This window comes from Lentzea atacamensis (genome assembly GCF_003269295.1).
Taxonomy (GTDB): Bacteria; Actinomycetota; Actinomycetes; order Mycobacteriales; family Pseudonocardiaceae; genus Lentzea; species Lentzea atacamensis.
Genome location: NZ_QLTT01000006.1, coordinates 482,848 through 502,063 on the forward strand (window position 1 = coordinate 482,848; position 19,216 = coordinate 502,063).

General features: G+C 68.4%; 19 protein-coding genes. 8 read left to right on the top strand and 11 right to left on the bottom strand.

Going from position 1 to position 19,216, the window contains the following annotated elements; translation table 11 throughout:
* Positions 1-23 precede the first annotated feature (23 nt).
* Entirely contained in the window at positions 24-1,163 is a 1,140-nt protein-coding gene (locus C8D87_RS28130; protein WP_109631852.1) for an acyl-CoA dehydrogenase family protein, read from the top strand.
* A gap of 157 nt (positions 1,164-1,320) precedes the next feature.
* On the opposite strand, the gene C8D87_RS28135 is transcribed toward C8D87_RS28130, so the two are convergent.
* Both C8D87_RS28135 and C8D87_RS28140 read right to left on the bottom strand, forming a co-directional pair.
* Positions 1,321-2,529 (bottom strand): amidohydrolase, encoded by a 1,209-nt coding sequence (locus tag C8D87_RS28135; protein WP_112228962.1) that lies wholly within the window; start codon positions 2,527-2,529, stop codon positions 1,321-1,323.
* A 34-nt stretch (positions 2,530-2,563) separates the two neighbouring features.
* A complete protein-coding gene (locus C8D87_RS28140; RefSeq protein WP_112228963.1) occupies positions 2,564-3,451 on the bottom strand; it encodes an aldose 1-epimerase family protein in 888 nt (295 codons plus the stop codon).
* A 38-nt stretch (positions 3,452-3,489) separates the two neighbouring features.
* On the opposite strand from C8D87_RS28140, the gene C8D87_RS28145 reads away from it, so the two are divergent.
* Together C8D87_RS28145 and C8D87_RS28150 are read left to right on the top strand one after the other, a co-directional pair.
* Positions 3,490-4,266, top strand: coding sequence for an MBL fold metallo-hydrolase (locus C8D87_RS28145; RefSeq protein ID WP_112228964.1), 777 nt, complete (start codon positions 3,490-3,492; stop codon positions 4,264-4,266).
* Positions 4,263-4,982: an AAA family ATPase gene (locus C8D87_RS28150; RefSeq protein ID WP_112228965.1), complete on the top strand. Its 720-nt coding sequence runs from the start codon at positions 4,263-4,265 to the stop codon at positions 4,980-4,982. The genes C8D87_RS28145 and C8D87_RS28150 overlap by 4 nt, the downstream gene beginning before the upstream one ends.
* Positions 4,983-4,989: 7 nt before the next feature.
* Here C8D87_RS28150 and C8D87_RS28155 read toward each other — a convergent pair whose 3' ends face one another.
* Positions 4,990-6,384 (bottom strand): APC family permease, encoded by a 1,395-nt coding sequence (locus C8D87_RS28155; protein WP_109631840.1) that lies wholly within the window; start codon positions 6,382-6,384, stop codon positions 4,990-4,992.
* Between the two features lie 72 nt (positions 6,385-6,456).
* On the opposite strand from C8D87_RS28155, the gene C8D87_RS28160 reads away from it, so the two are divergent.
* Positions 6,457-7,239 (top strand): hypothetical protein, encoded by a 783-nt coding sequence (locus C8D87_RS28160; protein WP_112228966.1) that lies wholly within the window; start codon positions 6,457-6,459, stop codon positions 7,237-7,239.
* Here the strand turns inward: C8D87_RS28160 and C8D87_RS28165 are convergent.
* The 8 genes from C8D87_RS28165 to C8D87_RS28200 all read right to left on the bottom strand — a co-directional run bounded on the left by C8D87_RS28165 (position 7,223) and on the right by C8D87_RS28200 (position 15,714).
* The gene (locus C8D87_RS28165; protein ID WP_233442322.1) at positions 7,223-8,485 is read right to left on the bottom strand and encodes an MFS transporter; all 1,263 of its coding nucleotides are present in this window, start codon (positions 8,483-8,485) and stop codon (positions 7,223-7,225) included. The genes C8D87_RS28160 and C8D87_RS28165 overlap by 17 nt on opposite strands.
* Positions 8,486-8,542: 57 nt before the next feature.
* Positions 8,543-10,477, bottom strand: a complete 1,935-nt coding sequence (gene asnB, locus C8D87_RS28170) for an asparagine synthase (glutamine-hydrolyzing) (RefSeq protein ID WP_112228967.1) — start codon at positions 10,475-10,477, stop codon at positions 8,543-8,545.
* Positions 10,478-10,692: 215 nt separating this feature from the next.
* Complete coding sequence (gene pdxH / locus C8D87_RS28175; protein WP_109631833.1) at positions 10,693-11,349, bottom strand: pyridoxamine 5'-phosphate oxidase; 657 nt, start codon at positions 11,347-11,349, stop codon at positions 10,693-10,695.
* 155 nt (positions 11,350-11,504) lie between these two features.
* Positions 11,505-12,206 (bottom strand): urease accessory protein UreD, encoded by a 702-nt coding sequence (locus C8D87_RS28180; RefSeq protein ID WP_112228968.1) that lies wholly within the window; start codon positions 12,204-12,206, stop codon positions 11,505-11,507.
* Positions 12,203-12,838 carry an urease accessory protein UreG gene (gene ureG, locus C8D87_RS28185; RefSeq protein WP_325049721.1) on the bottom strand — a complete coding sequence of 212 codons (636 nt, stop codon included), beginning with the start codon at positions 12,836-12,838 and terminating at the stop codon, positions 12,203-12,205. Before ureG ends, C8D87_RS28180 begins: the two co-directional genes overlap by 4 nt.
* A complete protein-coding gene (locus tag C8D87_RS28190) occupies positions 12,828-13,436 on the bottom strand; it encodes an urease accessory protein UreF (protein WP_407656828.1) in 609 nt (202 codons plus the stop codon). Before C8D87_RS28190 ends, ureG begins: the two co-directional genes overlap by 11 nt.
* A complete protein-coding gene (locus tag C8D87_RS28195; protein WP_112228969.1) occupies positions 13,436-15,118 on the bottom strand; it encodes an urease subunit alpha in 1,683 nt (560 codons plus the stop codon). Before C8D87_RS28195 ends, C8D87_RS28190 begins: the two co-directional genes overlap by 1 nt.
* Positions 15,115-15,714: an urease subunit gamma gene (locus tag C8D87_RS28200; protein ID WP_112228970.1), complete on the bottom strand. Its 600-nt coding sequence runs from the start codon at positions 15,712-15,714 to the stop codon at positions 15,115-15,117. Before C8D87_RS28200 ends, C8D87_RS28195 begins: the two co-directional genes overlap by 4 nt.
* A 144-nt stretch (positions 15,715-15,858) precedes the next feature.
* Here C8D87_RS28200 and C8D87_RS28205 point away from each other — a divergent pair, with 144 nt between their 5' ends.
* Genes C8D87_RS28205 through C8D87_RS28220 form a run of 4 tightly spaced genes read left to right on the top strand, consistent with a single transcriptional unit; the run spans position 15,859 to position 19,113 of the window.
* Positions 15,859-16,683, top strand: a complete 825-nt coding sequence (locus C8D87_RS28205; RefSeq protein ID WP_112228971.1) for an ABC transporter ATP-binding protein — start codon at positions 15,859-15,861, stop codon at positions 16,681-16,683.
* Positions 16,680-17,480: an ABC transporter permease gene (locus C8D87_RS28210; RefSeq protein ID WP_109631818.1), complete on the top strand. Its 801-nt coding sequence runs from the start codon at positions 16,680-16,682 to the stop codon at positions 17,478-17,480. Before C8D87_RS28205 ends, C8D87_RS28210 begins: the two co-directional genes overlap by 4 nt.
* The gene (locus C8D87_RS28215) at positions 17,459-18,514 is read left to right on the top strand and encodes a sensor histidine kinase (RefSeq protein ID WP_170166608.1); all 1,056 of its coding nucleotides are present in this window, start codon (positions 17,459-17,461) and stop codon (positions 18,512-18,514) included. Before C8D87_RS28210 ends, C8D87_RS28215 begins: the two co-directional genes overlap by 22 nt.
* The gene (locus C8D87_RS28220) at positions 18,511-19,113 is read left to right on the top strand and encodes a response regulator transcription factor (protein ID WP_112228973.1); all 603 of its coding nucleotides are present in this window, start codon (positions 18,511-18,513) and stop codon (positions 19,111-19,113) included. The genes C8D87_RS28215 and C8D87_RS28220 overlap by 4 nt, the downstream gene beginning before the upstream one ends.
* Positions 19,114-19,216: the final 103 nt, after the last annotated feature.

The following is a 19,216-nucleotide window of genomic DNA, read 5'->3' on the forward strand; positions in this document are numbered from 1 at the left end:
TCAGTACACACCGGAGGTCGACGATGCCCGCCGAGCGGCTGCTCCCCACCCAAGAGGCCGAGGACCTGATCGCGCTGGTCAGGGAGATCGCGCGGGACGAGCTGAAGCCACACGCCGCGGACGCCGAGGAGAACGAGAAGTTCCCCCGCGAGGCGTTCCGCCTGCTGGGCAGGGCCGGCCTGCTTGGTCTGCCGTACCCCGAGGAGTTCGGCGGCGGCGAGCAGCCCTACGAGGTGTACCTGCAGGCGCTCGAAGAGGTCGCCTCCGCGTGGATGACGGTCGCCGTGGGCCTCTCCGTGCACGTCATGTCGTGCTACGGCCTCGCCACCTTCGGCACCCGCGAACAGCAGGACCGCTGGCTCCCCGAGATGCTCGAGGGCGAGCTGCTCGGCGGCTACGCCCTGTCCGAGGTCCAGGCGGGCTCCGACCCGGCCGCCATGTCGACCCGCGCCGTCCGCAAGGGCTCCGAGTACGTCGTGAACGGCACCAAGGCGTGGATCACCCACGCCGGCGCCGCCGACTTCTACACCCTCATGGCCCGCACGTCCCCGGACGGCGGCCGCGGCATCTCCTGCTTCCTCGCACCGGGTCACGCACCTGGCCTGGAGGCGGCTCCCGCGGAACGCAAGATGGGCCTCACCGGCTCGATCACCGCGCAGCTGTCGTTCGACGACGTCCGCTTCGGCACCGACCGCCTGATCGGCAACGAGGGCGACGGCCTGAAGATCGCACTGTCCGCTTTGGACTCCGGCCGCCTCGGCATCGCCGCCTGCGCCGTCGGACTGGCCCAGGCCGCACTGGACGAGGCCGTGGCGTACGCCAAGACGCGCACCCAGTTCGGCCGTCCGATCATCGAGTTCCAGGGCCTCGAGTTCATGCTCGCCGACATGGCCGCCGCGGTCGAGTCGGCGCGTGCCACGTACATCTCCGCGGCCCGCCGTCGCGACCGCGGCCTGCCGTTCCGCCAGCAGGCGTCGATCGCCAAGCTCGTCGCCACCGATGCGGCGATGAAGGTGACGACCGACGCCGTGCAGGTGCTGGGCGGCGCGGGTTACACCCGCGACTTCCCGGTCGAGCGCTACATGCGCGAGGCCAAGGTCCTGCAGATCTTCGAGGGCACCAACCAGATCCAGCGCCTCGTGATCGGCCGCGGGCTCCGGTAATGGTGTGGCCCGGAAGGTTGCCGGGGAATTCGCGGTCAGACGGGTGCATCGTGGTGCCGCCCCCGCGTCCTCGTACTGGTTGTACGGGGGCGCGGGGACGGTGCCGCGAGGTGCCCTGCTGAGCGTGGATCACCTCGCCGACGTTCCGGGACGGGCCCTAGCTCTCCCGGTAGAAGGGGTCGGCCACGACCCCTTCACCCTTGCTCTCGTTCCACGTGTAGACCTCGCGCCCTTCCACGTAGACGTGCAGGGCCCGGCTCATCACGTCCAACGGGTCCCCGGACCAGATCACCACGTCGCCGTCGAGCCCGGGCTTCAACGCGCCGACGCGATCCTGCAACCCCATGATCCGCGCCGGGTTGACCGTGATCGACTTCAGCGCCACCTCGCTGTCGAGCCCCTCCTTGACCGCGAGGGTGGCCTGGTGCACGAGGAAGTGGATCGGCACCACGGGGTGGTCGGTGGTGATCGCCAGCTCGACCCCGGCGCGGGCGAGGATGCCGGGGTTGCGCAGCCCGCGGTTGCGCAGCTCCACTTTGGACCGTGAGGTGAACAGCGGCCCGATGATCACCGGGATCTGCTTCTCCGCGATGAGGTCCGCGATCAGGTGGCCTTCCGTGCCGTGGTTGAGGATCAGCTTGTAGCCGAACTCCTCCGACAGCCTGATGGCCGTGGCGATGTCGTCCGCCCGGTGCGCGTGCTGGCACCACGGCAGCTCGCCCTGGAGCACCTTCCCGAGGATCTCCTGGGTGTTGTTGCGCTCGAAGGCTTTGCCGTCCTTCTCCGCCTCCGCCTTCTTGGCGAGGTAGTCCTGCGCCTTGGTGAGCTCGTCCCGGATGACCGCCGCAACCCCTTGGCGCGTCGACGGAAGCTTGCCCTTGTCCCCATAGACCCGCTTCGGGTTCTCCCCCAGCGCGCTCTTCACGCTGACCGGCTCCTTGAGGAGCATCTCGTCGACGGTCCGCCCCCAGCACTTCACGGCCACCGTCTGCCCGCCGATCGGGTTGCCCGACCCCGGCTTGATCACCGCGGTGGTGACCCCGCCGCTCAGCGCGTCGGCGAAGCCCAGGTCAGCAGGGTTGATCGCGTCGAGCGCGCGCATGCGGGCGCCGACGGGATGCGTCATCTCGTTGGTGTCCTGGCCGGCCCAGCCCTCGGCCTCCTCGTGGACACCGATGTGGCCGTGCGCCTCGACGAAGCCGGGCAGCACCCAGGCCCCGTCGGCGTCGACGACCTCAACCCCGTCCGGGATGTCGACGTCGGCACCAACCGCGACGATCTTCCCGTCCTGGATCAGGACAGTGCCGCCTTCGACGGGTTCGCCGTCGACGGGCACGACGTAGCCCCCGGTGATCGCGATGTTCATGTTTAGCAACGCTAACGGTTGTGCCCGTGTTTCGCTACGAGAGCGGCTTGATCCCCCACCGAGCACCCCAGGATTCCCCAGGAGCCACCCAGATCAGGTCCACGCCGGAGTTCAGCGCGTCCGGTGGGCAGGTCATCGGCTCGATGGCCACGGCGCGCCCGCGCTGCGGGTAGGAGTCCGGCGTGTACACCTGCACCCACCGGAAGTCCGGGTCGGCCCACACCTCGACACCACCGCTCTCCGCGACCAGGGAGTGGTGCACCAGCCCGTCCCGCGACGGCTCACACCCGCCGAACGGCGTGTCCAGCCGAACGCCGTCCAGCTCCCGCCCCCCGCGGAAGTCGAACTCGGTGCCCTCCACCGGCACGGCCGCCCCCGAGGGCACCATCCGGTCGGTGTCCAGCGGCAGCACGGTCGTGGCCGCCAGCGTCAGCGTGCACGAGTCGGTGGCGGCGTTGCCGGCACGCGGGTACGGATGCGTTCCCACCCCGAACGGCGTCGCCAGATCCCCGACGTTCTTCACCCCGTGCGTCACCGTCAGCCCGTTGTCGTCCAACGCGTACGACACGGTGACCCGCAAAGCCGCAGGCCATCCGGGCTGAGGCTCGATCAGGGTCTGCAACGACACCAACGACCCGGTGTGCTCCAGCACCGACCAGGGCCGCCGCCGGACCAGCCCGTGGATCGCGTTCCCCCGCGCCGGCTCCGTGACTTCGAGCTGCTGAACGACCCCGTCGAGCACCCAGGACGCCCCTGCGGTCCGGTTCGGCCACGGCACCAGCACGGCACCCGCGCTCATCGGCGGTTTCTCGTCGGGCCCGAATGTCTCCACATACGGAACGCCGTCCACCTCGAACGACCGCAGACCCGCGCCTACAGTCGTGATCACGGCGGTGGCACCCTCGTACGAGATCCCCAACATGAGGCTGAAGCCTACGGGGCCAGCGGAAGGACTTGCCGATGAAGGTTCATCACCTCAACTGCGGCACCATGCGGCCACCCCTGGTCGCGGGCGGCATCGTGGCGCACTGCCTGCTGATCGAGACCGACGAGGGTCTCGTGCTGGTCGACACCGGCTTCGGCACGAACGAGGTGACCAACCCGAAAGCCACGCTCGACGGTCTGAGCCGCACACTGCTCAAGCCGTTGCTCGACATCAACGAGACGGCGATCTTCCAGGTCGAGAAGCGCGGGTACGGTGCGGAGGACGTCCGGCACATCCTGCTCACCCACCTCGACCTGGACCACGCCGGCGGCCTGCGCGACTTCCCGAACGCCACGGTCCACGTGCTCGACACCGAGCTGGAGGCCGCGACCAACCCCAGGAACGCCAAGGAACGGGCGCGGTACCCGAAGCTCCAGCGCGAGGGCGTCACCTTCGAGACGCACGAGGCAGAGGGCGAGGACTGGTTCGGATTCGAGGCCGTCAAGAACATCCCCGGGCTGCCGGAGGACATCCTCATGGTGCCGCTGATCGGACACACCCGCGGGCACACCGGCATCGCGGTGAAGAGCGACGACGGCTGGCTGCTGCACGCCGGTGACGCGTACTTCTACCGCGGCGAGGTCGAGACGCCGCCGAGCAACATCTTCGCGCTCAAGCTCACCGCCAAGCAGACCGAGACGATCCGCGAGCAGCGTCTGTCCAATGTGGAGCGACTCAGGGAGCTCAAGGCCAACGACGAGATCGAGGTGTTCTGCGCCCACGACCCGGTCGAGCTGGCCAGGCTGGCATGACGTTCATCCGCCAGATCCGCCTCGACGAGCAGCACGACACGCACCGGTACCCGTTCACGCTGCCGGTCGTCCGGCACCTGGTCGAGAACCCGATCGAGCTGACGAGGCCCGTCACGTTCCTGGTCGGCGACAACGGTGCGGGCAAGTCGACGCTCGTCGAGGCGATCGCGGTGGCGGCGGGGTTCAACGCGGAGGGCGGCTCGCAGTCGTTCCGCTTCGCGACCAGGGCGACCGAGTCGTCACTGGGCGACTTCCTGACCCTGAGCTGGGGCACCAGGAAACCCCGCACGGGCTACTTCCTGCGCGCCGAGTCGTTCTACAACGTCGCCACCGAGATCGAGCGGATCGGTGAGGGGATTCTGGCTTCGTACGGCGGGAAGTCGTTGCACGAGCGGTCGCACGGCGAGAGCTTCATGGACCTGATGACGCACCGGTTCGGCGGGCGCGGGCTCTACGTGCTGGACGAGCCGGAGGCCGCGCTGTCCGTCAAGGGCTGCCTGACCGTGTTGCGACGGATGCACGAGCTCGTCGAAGAGGGCTCGCAGTTCATCATCGCCACGCACTCGCCGATCCTGCTCGCGGCACCCGGCGCCACGATCCTGGAGATCACGGACGGCGTCATCGACGAGGTCTCCTACGACACGGCGGAACCGGTCGCGCTCACCCGCAACTTCCTGGGTGAGCCCGACCGGTTCCTGAGGTACCTGCTGGACTGAGAAGGCCCTACTTCGTCAGGTTCTCCGGGTGAATCTCGTGCTTTCCGGTCAGCACGCGGTTGATCACCCACAGCACCAGACCGGCGAGCAGCAGCCAGCCCGCGATCACGTAGTCGTCCCACGGGCGGCCGGACAGCACCGGCATCGCGAGGTACGCGCAGGTGATCGCGCCGAGCACCGGAGCCCACGTCGGGGCGCGGAAGTGCTTGTGCTCGGACTTCTCCCGGCGCAGCACGAGACACGCGACGTTGACGATGGTGAAGACGATCAGCAGCAGCAACGACGTCGTGCCGCCAAGCTTGCCGATGTCCGCGGTGGACACCAGGATCACCGCGACGCCGGTCGTGAAGACGATCGAGATCCACGGCGTGCGGCGGAACGGGTGCACGGTGCCGAAGAACCTCGGGATGATCCGCTCGTTCGCCATGCCGTACAGCAACCGGCTGGCCATCAGCATGTTGATCAGCGCCGAGTTGATGACGGCCAGCAGGCCGATCAACGCGAAGACCCACAGCGGGAAGCCGGGCGCGCCGACGGTGACGACCCGCAGCAACGCGCTGCTGCCCGCCTTGGCCAGCTCGTCGGCCGGGATCAGCAACGACGACGTGATCGCCACCAGCACGTAGATCGTCGCCGCGATTCCCATGCCCCAGAGCATCGCCTTCGGGAAGATGCGCACCGGGTCACGGCACTCCTCCGCCATGTTCACCGAGTCCTCGAAGCCGACCATCGCGAAGAACGCGAGTGCCGTCGCCGAGGTGATCGCGAGCATCACGGTGCTGCCTTCTGGAACGTCGATCTGGGTGAGCCTGCCGGGTTCACCGTCGCCGACCGCGATCGCGTACGCGCCGATCAGGATGATGATCACCAGGCCGGACAGCTCGATGCAGGTGAGCACGACGTTGGTCTTGACCGACTCGGACACGCCGCGGAAGTTGATCACCGCCAGAGCCGAGATGAAGATGATCGCGATGCCGGTGATCACCAGCGACTCCGGCCGGATCGCGACGTCGAAGAACTCGATGAGCAGCTGCCGCAGATAGGTGCGGCCGAAGGCGAGTGCCGCCGAGGACGCCGACGTGATGCCGGAACACATCACCGCGAACGCGACCATGAACGTCAAGAAGTGGATCTTGAACGCTTTGTTGGTGTAGAGGGCCGCACCGGCGGCTCTGGGGTACTTCCCGACGAGCTCGAGGTAGCTGAACGCGGTCAGGAACGCCACCACGAACGCGAGCAGGAAGGGCAGCCAGAGCGCGCCGCCGATCTTGCCGGCGACGTTGCCCGTGAGCGCGTAGATGCCGGTACCGAGGATGTCGCCGACGACGAAGAACAACAGGAGCTTCGGGCCGATCGCCCGTTTCAGTTCCGGTTGCTCCGTTTGTGGAGTCGCTTCAGCCATGCCCCGAGATTGTGCCTGTTTGGCCTGGACACCAGCGTGAACGGGCGCCTACCTCACCCATATGGTGTAACAATGAAACGCACGGCAACTCTGCTCGTCGCCGCCATCGCGCTGACCGCCTGCACGTCGGAACCACCTCCGGCCGGACCGGTCCAACACCCCGATGTGAAGAGCCTCGTCGCCGCGGTCTCCAAGGCGGCCAACGAGAAGAAGACCTACCGTTTCACCATCGCGCCACCGACCACGGGCGGCGTCACGGCCCCGGCGAACGGCGCGGTCCGCCTCGGTGACGTCCCCGGCATCGACGCGACCACCAAGCGTCCTGTCCAGACCGGAGGCGCGGAGCAGGAACTGCGGTTCGTCTCGACCACAAAGGACACGGCGTTCGTGAAACTGCCTCAGGTGTTCGGTCTGCCGCAGGACAAGCCGTGGGTGAAGCTCGACCGCAAGGACACCGACGACTTCACCAGCACCATGCTCGGCTTTCACGACGTGATCTACCAGCAGGCCGTCTTCACGACGTACCACCTGCCGGTGATCGGCGCGGGTGGCGAGCTGAAGCTGACCGCGCAGACCGGCGACCGCACCCGCTACTCGATCGCCGTCGACTACCGGAAGGCCTACGACACCCTCACCGACGAGAACCTGCGCAACGAGGTCAAGCTCGCTCTCGACCAGGGCGTCACGGGCTCGGTCGGCGAGGTCGAGCTGGACGGCGGCGGCCTGCCGATCCGCATCAAGTTCTCCACCCAGTTCCAGAACGCGCTGATCGTCGACGAGGCGCGCTTCACCGACTGGGGCACCGACGTGCAGATCGCCGAGCCCGCCGCGAACGAGATCAGCCGGCGGAACTGAGGCGGTAGCGCCAGATCGCCGGCAGCAACACCACGGCGAGCACCGTCGCCACGATCACCAGCACCCCACCCGCGGTCACCGCCGCCGCCGTGCCGAACGCGGCACCACCCGTGCCGTGCAACAGGTCCGCGATGCGCGGCCCACCCGCCACGACGACGATGAAGACCCCTTGCATCCGCCCGCGCATCTCGTCCGTCGCGGCCGACTGCAGGATCGCGCCGCGGAACGCCATCGACACCATGTCCGCGGCTCCGGCCAGCGCCAGGAACGCCGCGGCGACCCACAGCGACCCCGCCAGCCCGAAGCCCATGATCGCGACACCCCAGGCGACCACGGCCAGCGCCACCGCGACCCCGTGCCTGCTGACCTTCGAGACCCACCCGGACGTGAGCCCGCACAGCACCGCGCCGACCGGAATCGCCGCGAACAGCACGCCCAGCGCGAACCCGCCGCCGGGCGGGTCACCGAACGTGTGCTGGGCCATCTCCGGGAACAGCGCCCGCGGCATGCCGAACACCATGGCGATGATGTCCAGCAACATGCTCGCCAGCAGCACCTTCTGCGCCCACAGGTAGACGAACCCGTCGAGCACGTCCCTGAGCCCCGCACGCCGCACGGCCCCGTTCAACGGCGGCATCGGCGGCAGCATCCAGACCGCGTAGACCGTGGCCACGAGCGCGATCGCGTCCACCAGGTACAACGTGGACAACCCGACAACGGGCATCAACGCCCCCGCGAGCAACGGCCCGAGCACCGCGCCGAACTGCATGACCGTCGACCCCAGCGCACCCGCGGACGGCAACAGCTCAGCCGGCACCAGCCGCGCGATCGACGCCTGCCGCGCCGGCGCGTTGGCCGCGAAGAACACCTGCTGCAGCCCGAGCAGCGCGATCACGAGCCACACCGAACCGACGTTCAGCGCCGCCTGCGCCCACAGCAGCACCGACGACACGGCGATGCCGGTGTTGGTGACGAGCAGCAGCTTGCGCCGGTCGACCGTGTCCGCGATCGCCCCGCCCCACAGGCCGAAGACCAGCAGCGGAACCAGCGCGACACCGGCGGCAACCCCCACCCAAGCGGACGACCCGGTGAGGTCGTAGACCTGCTTGGGCACGGCGACGGCGGTGAGCTGGGAGCCCACCGCCGTGACGATCGTGGACAGCCACAACCGGCGATAAGCGACGATCTTCAACGGCCGGGTGTCGATCACGAACGTCGAGCGCGCACTTCTCCCCAGGGTGGCCACTTCGTTAGCCTATGACAACTAACAAGTCCTTCATGTAAACGTGTCGCCAACACCACTTCAGAGACGGACGGGGTACACCGGCTCCGGCACCTTCGGGCTGATCCGCCCCTCGACGAAGATCCCGTGCCAGATCATGAAGCACAGCACCGACCACAGCTGCCGGCTGCGGTCGAACTGCTCCGACTTGTGCTCGTCGAGCAACGCGTACACCGCGTTCTTGTCGAGCAGGTGCCCGGTCTGCGAGTCGGCGATGACCCCGCGCGCCCAGTCGTACATCTCAGCCCGCAACCAGTGCCGGATCGGCACGGGGAAGCCCAGCTTGGGCCGGTTGAGCACGTGCGGCGGAATGATCTTCGCCAACGCCTTCCGCAGCGCGTACTTGGTGGTCCCCTCGGTGAGCTTCTGGTCGAGCGGCACCTCGGCCGCGACCTTGAAGACCTCCGGGTCCAGGAACGGCACCCGCAGCTCGATCGAGTTGGCCATGGTCACCTTGTCGGCCTTGACCAGGATGTCCCCGCGCAGCCAGGTGAAGAGGTCGATGTGCTGCATCCGCGCGACCGGGTCCCAGCCCTCGGACTCCCGGTACCAGGGCGCCGTGACGTCCTGGAAACCGATCCCCTCGACGTAGCCGGGGAACACCGCCCGCACCTGGTCGTCGCTGAAGTTCCGAGCGTTGCCGTAGTACCGCTCCTCCAGCCTGAGCGCCCCGCGCCGCAGCAGGTCCTTGCCCCGCACCCCTTCGGGAATGCTCTTGGACACGGCCCCCATCAGTTTGCGCACGCTGCCGGGCACCTTCTCGAACGGCGACAACGACAACGGCTCGTGGTAGATCACGTACCCGCCGAAGAGCTCGTCCGCACCCTCACCGGACAGCACGGCCTTGACGTACTTGCGCGCCTCACGAGCGATGAACCACAACGGCACCAACGCCGGGTCCGCCACCGGGTCGTCGAGGTACCAGATGATCAGCGGCAGCTCTTCCATCATCTCGTCCGGCGACACCGTCCTCACGACGTGCCGCACCCCGATCGCCGCCGCGGTCTCCGCGGCGACGTCCACCTCTGAGTACCCCTGCCGGTCGAACCCGCTGGTGAACGCGATGAGGTTCGGGTTGTGCTGCTTGGCCAGCGTCGCCGTGGCCGTCGAGTCGATGCCACCCGACAGGAACGCCCCGACCGTGACGTCCGGGTCCGAGATCATGTGCTTGGCCACCGAGTCGCGCATGACGTCGGCGATCCGCTCGTGCAACGCCTCGGCCTCAGCGTCGCTGTTGACCGGCCGCGGCGAGAACACCGGCTTGAAGTACCGGTTGAACAGCACCTGCCCACCCGGCGTGAGCCTGAACGACGTCCCGGACTCCACCCGCCGGATCGCCTTGTGCAGCGACTCGGGCTCCGGCACGTACTGCAACACCAGATAGTGCTGCAGCGCCGTCCGGTCGAGCTCCTGGCTGATCCCGAGCACCCCGGTCAGCTGCAGCAAACTCTTCTTCTCCGAGGAGAACGCCACCCCGCCAGGCCCTGCCGCCCAGAACAACGGCTTGATGCCGAACGGATCCCGCGCCCCGAAGACCACCCGCTCCTGCGCGTCCCAGATCATGAAGGCGAACATCCCGCGAAGCCGCTTGACCCAGTCAGCCCCGTGGTAGTGGTACCCGGCGACGATCGACTCGCCGTCGCCCTGCGTCTTGAACTGCGCCCCGAACTCCCGCGCCAGCTGAGCCCGCAGCTCCAGGTAGTTGTAGATCTCCCCGTTGAAGTTCAACGTGTAGCGGGTCGGGTTCTCCGGCGGTCCCCAGACCAGCGGCTGGTGGGAGTGGTCCAGGTCGATGAACCCGAGCCGGTTGAACCCGTAGACGACCTCGGCGTCAGCCCAGGTGTCCTGCTCGTCGGGCCCGCGGTGCCGCTGGCAACGCAGCGCCGCAGCAACCGAGCCGCGCGCGGAGGCCGCAGCGGCCTCGGTGGAACAGATGAGTCCGAGCACTCCGCACACGTGAAATCGCACCTCGTAGCTAGCTGTGTCCGAAAACCCAGTATGCCCGTGCCGAATTCGGGCACTGAGACACCCTGAGGACGCATGAGCCCCGAGCGGGGTTGAGCTGACCGCGCGAAGCGAGCTGACCCACCACGAACCAGCGGCCCTCGAACACAGCAAAAAGGGCGTCTCCCGCCCACAGGAGACGCCCCTCGCGCAAAAGCCTCGACTACCTAGGGAGCAACCCGCTCAACCTGCCACCCGTCCCGCCCCAGCCGGAACCGCAGCCGGTCGTGCATCCGATCCCGCCGCCCCTGCCAGAACTCGACCTCCTCAGGCCGGATCCGCCACCCACCCCAGTGCGGCGGCACAGGAATCTTCTCCGTGTCCGCGAACTGCCGCTCGATCTTGTGCAGCGCCGAATCCAAAGTGGATCGCCCAGCTACTACTCGAGACTGCGGCGACGCCCAGGCCCCGATCTGCGACCCACGAGGCCGCGAGTTCCAGTACTCGGCGGTCTCCACGGGCCCGACCTTCTCCACGACTCCGCGCACATGCGCCTGCCGCTGCATCGCGAACCACGGGAAGGTCGCCGACGCGTACCGCGTGGCCATCAGGTCGTGCGACTTGTTCGACGTGTAGTTGGTGAAGAACACGAGCCCGCGCTCATCGAGCCCCTTGGCGAGCACCGTCCGCGACGACGGCCGCCCCTTCACATCGGTGGTCGCGAGCACCATCGCGTTCGGCTCCGGGAGCCCCGCGCGGGTGGCTTCGTCGAGCCACAGCTGAAGTTGTTCGTTCCAGGTGGCGGAAAGCTCCGACTCGCTCAGCGAGCCCTGCTCGTACGACACGCGCATCGCCGGTAGCGCGATGTTCGTGATCTCCGTCATCGGCGAACCTCCAAGCAGCGGCAGAACTCGTGGTCCCTGGCCCCGCGACCATACGCACGGCGAACGAATCCCGAAACCGCCTGCGCGGTGATGGCCACCACCTGAACGGTGACTGTCCGTAGAAAGAACAGTTCTGGATCGAGACCGTGATCGAGTCAGATGGCATCGAGCACACGTGTGACCGTCACCACGTCATCCCCCAAGGCGGTGGCAAGGGTTCCGCCCGCTGCCAACGGAACGACGTTCCACCACTCACCGCCATCGGACGCTCGCGGCACCGCGTCCAACATCAACGACGTGCCGACGACCCGCTTGCCCGCCAGCCCGGCGGCGGACGAGTCGATCGACGGCGAGCCGACGACGAGCTGTTGGTGCAACAACGGCTTGCCACAACGGGTTGCGCGCACCGAGGTCGACAGCGTGCCGGCGGACTCGCCCACCCGGCCGAGGACGAGGACCTCGCGCAGCAGCAACTCTGCGTGACCGTCCAATTCGGCCTCCACCACCGCGGTGTGGTGGGCACGGCTCGTCACCACGGTCGGCTCCGGCACGTACCGGACGGAGCCCTCCACCGAGAACCGCAGCACCGATGAGGAGGGCAGGCCGGTCGGGCCGGGCAGCATCAGGGTCGCCGCCACTCCGCGCAGATCCAGCGAGGCTCCAGGGCCCACCTCGACCGTCAGCTCCAGCGAGTCTCCACCGAGCGGGGACGTCACGGAGCTGACGAGGTGCACCAGAGCGACCGGACCCACGCGTCGCGCCGGCACCAGCGTCAACGGCGACTGCGAGCGCAGGACCCGCACGACGCTGTTGCCGTGCGGGTCCAGCCCCACCACCAACCGCGCCGAAGCTTTCACAGCTGAGCCAGCACCCACTTGGCGACCTCGGGCGCCTCCGGCGTCTCCACCAGCGACTGCGCGATGACCGGCAGCTCGCCCCGCATCCGGTGCGCGTCCGAGATCATCACGTCCATGTTCGCGCCGACGAACGGCGCCAGATCCACCTTGTTGATGACCAGAAGATCTGCCGTCGTCACGCCGGGGCCGCCCTTGCGCGGCACCTTGTCGCCGCCGGCCACGTCGACGACGAAGATCTGCTTGTCGACCAGGCCGCGCGAGAACACCGCCGTCAGGTTGTCGCCGCCGCTCTCGATGATCACCAGGTCCAGCGCGGGGAACTTGTGTTCCAGACGTTCGACGGCGTCGAGGTTCGCGGTGATGTCGTCGCGGATCGCGGTGTGCGGGCAGCACCCGGTCTGCACGGCCTCGATGCGCGCCGGGTCCAGCACGCCCGCCCGCCGCAGGAAGTCGGCGTCCTCGGTCGTGTAGATGTCGTTGGTGACGACCGCCAGCGACAGCTGCTCACCCAGCGCCCGGCACAGCGCGGCGGTCAGCGCGGTCTTGCCGCTGCCGACCGGGCCGCCGATGCCGATGCGCGGCGCGCTGCCGTGGTGGTGATCGTGCGGGTCGGGCCCGTGGTTAGCTCCCAAAGAGACGCACCCCTTCGCGTCGTACGTGGGCCTCGGCCAGCAGGTCCAAGGCAGGTGAACCAAGTGCGGGCAGTTCCTTCACCGCCCGCGAGGCGACGTCCTCCACCGGAAGCGCCGCCACGATCGCGTTGACCCCGAACGGGTCCAGTCCGAGCAACCTCACCGCGGCCGACGCGGGGCCGCTCACCGCGAGATATGCGCACGTCAGCGCGGCCTCGTACGGGTCGCCGACCAGCACTCCGATCACCAGCGGCTGGTGCGGGTCCCTCGACAGCGCGGCAAGCCGCTCAGAAGGCCAGGCCCGCCGAGCCGCCCGCAGCATGCCGCGTCCCTGCGCCCGTGAGGCCTCGCGCTGGGCGGGTGACGGCGTCCGGGCATCCAGCTCCGCGTCCAGCAGCTCCAGGTCCTCGCCCCTGGCCGCCGCGGCCGCGAACCCGGCCGCCAGCAAGCCGGTGGTGAGCAAACGCCCGTGCAGGAACGACTTCAGCGACGGCTCGTCCGTGACCAACCCGCGCGCGGCGGCCTCCTCCAAGCCTCCTGAGTGCACGTGCCCACCACCCGGGAACCGGGAGTCGGCGAGGATCAGCGCGGTCAGCATCAGAACAGGAAGTACCGCTGGGCCATCGGCAGCTCCGCGACCGGCGACGGTTCCACCAGCGAACCGTCGACGTGCACGGCGAAGCTGTCCGGGTCAACGCGCACGTCCGGCATCACGTCGTTCAGCACCATGTCGGCCTTCGTGACCGACCGGGTGTTGGCGACGGGCAGCACCCGTCGCGCGTACCGATTCGCGATACCGGCCTCGATCGCTTGCGGCGCAACGAAGAACACGCTCGAAGCAGCTCCGGCCGTGGCGCCGAACATCGGCCGCGCCCACACCGGCTGCGGCGTCGGGATCGAGGCGTTCGCGTCACCCATCGCGCCCCAGGCGATGAAGCCGCCCTTCAGCACCACGGAAGGCCGCACACCGAAGAACTTGGGCTCCCACAGCACCAGATCGGCGAGCTTCCCGACCTCGACCGAGCCGACCTCGGAAGCGATGCCGTGCGCGATCGCCGGGTTGATCGTGTACTTCGCGACGTACCGCTGCGCCCGCAGGTTCGAGTCCATGGAACGCCGGGACGACATGACGTGCGCGGTCTGCCAGGTCCGGATGATCACCTCGCCGACCCTGCCCATCGCCTGCGAGTCGGACGAGATCATCGAGATCGCGCCCAGGTCGTGCAGCAGGTCCTCGGCCGCGATCGTGGTCGGCCGGATCCGCGACTCCGCGAACGCCAGGTCCTCCGGCACGGACGGGTTGAGGTGGTGGCACACCATCAGCATGTCGAGGTGTTCTTCGAGCGTGTTGACGGTGTGCGGCCGCGTCGGGTTCGTCGACGACGGCAGCACGTTCGGCAGCGAGACCACCCGGATGATGTCCGGCGCGTGTCCGCCACCGGCACCCTCCGAGTGGTAGGCGTTGATCGACCGGCCGGCAATGGCGTCCACAGTGGACTCCAGGAAGCCCGCCTCGTTCAACGTGTCCGTGTGGATCGCGACCTGGACACCGGACTCGTCCGCCACCCGCAGGCACGCGCCGATCGCGGCGGGCGTGGTGCCCCAGTCCTCGTGCAGCTTGAAACCACCCGCGCCACCGGTGAGCTGCTCGCGCAGGCCCTCGACGGAGACGGTGTTCCCCTTGCCCAGCAACAGAACGTTGATCGGCATGTGGTCCATCGACGTCAGCATCCGGTCGAGGTACCAGGCACCGGGCGTCACCGTGGTGGCCTTCGTGCCCTCCGCCGGCCCGGTGCCGCCACCGACCAGCGTCGTGAGCCCGGACGCCAGCGCCTCGTCCACGATCTGCGGGCAGATGAAGTGCACGTGGCAGTCGATGCCGCCCGCGGTCAGGATCTTCCCGTTGCCGGACAGGATCTCCGTCGACGGCCCGATGACCAGATCGGGGTGGACGCCGTCCATCGTGTCCGGATTGCCCGCCTTGCCGATCGCGACGATCCGCCCGTCCCGCACGCCGACGTCGGCCTTGACGACACCCCAGTGGTCGAGGATCACCGCACCCGTGATGACCAGGTCCGGCGCGCCCTCGGCACGGGTCGCGATCCCCTGACCCATCGACTCGCGGATCACCTTGCCGCCACCGAAGATCACCTCGTCGCCCGATCCGGCACCGCGCGAGCGGTCCTCGGTGACCTCGATGAACAGGTCGGTGTCGGCGAGCCGGATCCGGTCGCCCACGGTCGGCCCGAGCAGTTCGGCATAGCGCTCGCGGTCGATCATCGCTGCAACCCCCGGACAATCCTTAAGCCTGCCAACGGAACCAGCGTGACCTCGCGCTCCACACCCGGCTCGAACCGCACCGCGGTGCCCGCGGGGATGTCCAGCCGGTAGCCGAAGGCGGCCTCCCGGTCGAACTCCAGGCCGGTGTTGACCGAGGCGAAGTGGAAGTGCGATCCGACCTGAACGGGCCGGTCGGCGGCGTTCACCACGATCATCGTGATGCGCGGCCGGCCGGGGTTCAGCTCGACGGGCTCGCCACCGACGATCACCTCACCTGGCGCAGGCCCGGCGGACGGCGCGATCGGGTGGTGCACGGTGACGAGCTTCGTGCCGTCCGGGAACGTCGCCTCGACCTGCACCGAGTCGATCATCTCCGGCACCCCGCGCATGACCTGCTCCGGCGCGAGCACCGTGCGGCCGCTCTCCATGAGCTCGCTGACCGTGCGGCCGTCCCGCGCGCCCTCCAGCACGTGGTCGGTGATCAACGCGACGGCCTCGGGGTAGTTGAGCAGCACCCCGCGTTCGAGCCGGCGCCGGGCCACGTCGGCGGCGACGTGCACGAGGAGCTTGTCGCGTTCATGCGGCGTCAGATGCACCCGGTTGTTCTAACACGCGAAAGCTCGTTATCGCGGAGTGGAAACACGGCCGAAACACGGTCACGTGTCCATCGACCGGTTGACAGCCGGAGTCAGCGGTGCGGTCGTCCCGCGTTCATGGGGCAAAACCGCAGGATTTACCCCATGAACGCGATTCGAGTGAGGGGCCTGACGAAGGCCTACAAGGGCCACCAGGCGGTGGCAGGGGTGGACCTCGACGTCGCCCGCGGCGAGGTGTTCGCCGTCCTCGGCCCGAACGGGGCCGGCAAGACCACGAGCGTCGAGATCCTGGAGGGCCACCGCGACCGCGACGGCGGCGAGGTCAGCGTGCTCGGCGTGGATCCGGCCAAAGCCGGGCGGGAGTGGCGTTCGCGGCTCGGCATCGTTCTGCAGAGCGCGACGGACGCCGCGACGCTGACCGTGCGCGAGGCCGTGCAGCACTACGCCAGGTACTACGCCGACCCGCGCGACCCGGAGGAGGTCATCGACCTCGTCGGGCTCACAGAGAAGGCCAAGTCCCGCGCCGGCACGTTGTCGGGTGGCCAGCGCCGCCGGCTCGACGTGGCGCTCGGCATCATCGGCCGCCCCGAACTGGTGTTCCTCGACGAGCCGACCACGGGCTTCGACCCGCAGGCACGCCGCCAGTTCTGGGGCCTGATCAAGCTGCTGGCGGGCGAGGGCACCACGATCCTGCTGACCACGCACTACCTGGACGAGGCGGAGGCGCTCGCCGATCGCGTGGCCGTGCTCGCGGGCGGCCGGATCGTCGCCGAGGGCACACCGCAGACGCTCAGCGGCCGTGCGCACGCCGACGCGACCGTCCGCTGGCTGTCCGACCGCGGCTACCGGGAAGTCCGCACCTCCGAACCCACCAAGGTGATCGCCGACCTGTCCAGGCACGGCGAGCTCGCCGAACTCACCGTCACCCGCCCGTCGCTGGAAGACGTCTACCTGGAGCTGATCGCATGACGACCGCAGCCGCACTGCCATCGACACTGTCGCTCGGTCTCTCGAGGGGTGCGACCGAGCTGCGGGAGTTCTTCCGGCAGAAGGAAAATCTCATCTTCACGGTGTCGCTGCCGGCAATCCTGATGCTGCTGCTCGGCACCGTTCACGTGCACGAGGCCGCAGAGGGCCAGATGTTCGCCGCCAGCATGATCGGCGCCGGCATCATCTCCACGTCGTTCGTCGGGCTCGGCATGAGCGTCGTGGCCGACCGCGAGGACGGCACGTTGAAGCGCCTGCGCGGCACGCCGATGCCGTTCACGTCCTACTTCATCGGCAAGATCGTCCTGGTCTTCGTGTCCAGCCTGTTCGAAGCCGTGCTGCTGCTGGTCGTCGCGATGCTGCGGTTCGACGTGGAGCTGCCTTCCACCGCCGAGAAGTGGTTCACGTTCGGCTGGGTGTTCGTGCTCGGCGTGATCTCGTGCTCGCTGATCGGTGTCGCGCTGAGCTCGATCGCGAAGTCCACCCGCAACGCGTCAGGCGTGCTGAACCTGCCGTACATCGTGCTGCAGTTCCTGTCCGGTGTTTTCATCAGCCTGTCGGCGCTGCCGGAGTCCCTGCGCGTGACGGGTTCGCTCTTCCCGCTCAAGTGGGTGTGTCAGGGTTTCCGCTCGGTGTTCGCACTGGACGACGGCTACGCGGTCATGGAGGCGGCGGGATCATGGGAGCTCGGCAGGATCGCGCTGGTGCTCGGGGCGTGGACGATCGCGGGACTGGTGCTGGTCAGCCGGACCTTCAAGTGGAGCAACACCAGCCGCTGATCACCTGGTACGTGCTCTTCGCGATCACCCAGGCGACCGCGCTCGCACTCGTCCTGATCGACAACAACACCCTCGCCGACCGCCTGTCGGCGGCGGGGTTGTTGTGTTTGAACGGCCTGTGGTTCGTGTTCTACGGCCGGAAACTGGTGCAGCGCGAGGACGGCAACTGGCAGGGCCTCGTCTACGCGGCCGGTTCGCTCGCCACCTTCGCGCCCGCGGTCTGGTTCAGCGGCAACGCCACGTTCGCTCTGTTCGGCCTGGTTCCGCAGATCTACATGGTGCTGCCGGTCACGTGGGCGTTCTACCCGATGGCGCTGTTCGTGTTCACGCCGCAGCTCCTGACCTGGTTCGCCGGCGCGGTACCCGCGCTGTCGTGGCCGGCCGCGTTGATCATCATCGGCTTCTCCCAGGCATTCGGATGGGCGGTCAGCCGGATCGCGCAGCAGAACCAGCAGCGCGGCGAACTGCTGCAACGCATCGAGGCGCTGACGCTGGAGGCCGAGCGGGCGCGGTGGGCCGCCGAGATTCACGACACTTTGGCGCAGGGCTTCACGTCGATCATCACGCTGCTGCAGGGCGCACAGCCGAACGTCGAGCTGGCGCTGCAGACCGCGCGGGAGAACCTCCGTGAGGCAAGGGCGCTGGTGGCTTCCAACGCACCATCTCCTTTGGACGGTTCCTCGTTGGAGGACGCGTTGCGGCGGCTGGTTTCCGGGGCTGCTCTGCCGTCTTCGTTCCGGGTGATCGGGGATGCCGCCGGACTGCCGACATCGGTCGAGGTCGTGCTGCTGCGAACCGTGCAGGAGGCGTTGAACAACGTGGCACGACACTCGGGCGCCTCGCGGGTCGACGTCGTGCTGAGGTTCGACGAGGACTGCGTCTCGCTGGAGGTGCGGGACGACGGCCGCGGGTTCGGCGACGCGCCGGAGGGCTTCGGGTTGAGGGGCATGCGTGCCCGGCTGGAACAGGTGGGTGGGACGCTCTCGTTGTCGAGCGATGAGGGGGCGTCGGTGCTGGTGGAGGTACCGCTGTGATCAGGATTCTGCTGGTGGACGACCACCCGGTGGTCCGCCAGGGCCTGCGGGGGATGCTCGTGGCGGACGATCTGGAGGTCGTCGGCGAGGCGGGCTCGGGTCAGGAGGCCATCACGCAGGCCGCCGCGTTGCAGCCGGACGTCGTGCTCATGGACCTGCGGATGCCAGAGATGGACGGGGCGACGGCGACGTCGAAGATCGTCGGGACCGGGCCGCGGGTGCTGGTGCTCACCACGTACGAAACCGATTCGGACATTCTTCGCGCGGTCGAAGCCGGGGCGTCCGGGTACCTGCTCAAGGACTCGACTACCGAGGACCTCATCGCCGCGATCCGGGCGGCGGCACGTGGTGAGACGGTGCTCGCGCCGTCGATGGTCGCGAAGGTCGTCGGACAGGTGCGGACACCGCCGCTGTCCGCGCGGGAGACCGAGGTGTTGCGGCTGGTGGCGAAGGGTATGTCCAACGTCGAGATCGGACGGACGTTGTTCATCTCGGAGGCGACCGTGAAGACTCACCTGCTGAGGGTGTTCAACAAACTGGGCGTGTCCGACCGCACCGCGGCGGTCACCACTGCGATGGAGCGCGGCATGTTGCGGTGACGCCCCGACATGGCGCATTACTGCACACCAGTGAAATGGCACGCCGACCAGGCCGCCGTTCGAGTGTCGACCCCTGACGAACTGAAAACCGGCGCAACAATCT

Coding starts and splice junctions, on each gene's coding strand:
- C8D87_RS28190 (WP_407656828.1), bottom strand. CDS start 13,436: ATGCTGACCGCGCTGATCCTCGCCGACTCCCGGTTCCCGGGTGGTGGG.
- C8D87_RS28140 (WP_112228963.1), bottom strand. CDS start 3,451: ATGTTGGGGATCTCGTACGAGGGTGCCACCGCCGTGATCACGACTGTA.
- C8D87_RS28155 (WP_109631840.1), bottom strand. CDS start 6,384: ATGGCTGAAGCGACTCCACAAACGGAGCAACCGGAACTGAAACGGGCG.
- C8D87_RS28145 (WP_112228964.1), top strand. CDS start 3,490: ATGAAGGTTCATCACCTCAACTGCGGCACCATGCGGCCACCCCTGGTC.
- C8D87_RS28150 (WP_112228965.1), top strand. CDS start 4,263: ATGACGTTCATCCGCCAGATCCGCCTCGACGAGCAGCACGACACGCAC.
- C8D87_RS28135 (WP_112228962.1), bottom strand. CDS start 2,529: ATGAACATCGCGATCACCGGGGGCTACGTCGTGCCCGTCGACGGCGAA.
- C8D87_RS28195 (WP_112228969.1), bottom strand. CDS start 15,118: ATGATCGACCGCGAGCGCTATGCCGAACTGCTCGGGCCGACCGTGGGC.
- pdxH (WP_109631833.1), bottom strand. CDS start 11,349: ATGACGGAGATCACGAACATCGCGCTACCGGCGATGCGCGTGTCGTAC.
- C8D87_RS28130 (WP_109631852.1), top strand. CDS start 24: ATGCCCGCCGAGCGGCTGCTCCCCACCCAAGAGGCCGAGGACCTGATC.
- C8D87_RS28205 (WP_112228971.1), top strand. CDS start 15,859: ATGAACGCGATTCGAGTGAGGGGCCTGACGAAGGCCTACAAGGGCCAC.
- C8D87_RS28160 (WP_112228966.1), top strand. CDS start 6,457: ATGAAACGCACGGCAACTCTGCTCGTCGCCGCCATCGCGCTGACCGCC.
- C8D87_RS28210 (WP_109631818.1), top strand. CDS start 16,680: ATGACGACCGCAGCCGCACTGCCATCGACACTGTCGCTCGGTCTCTCG.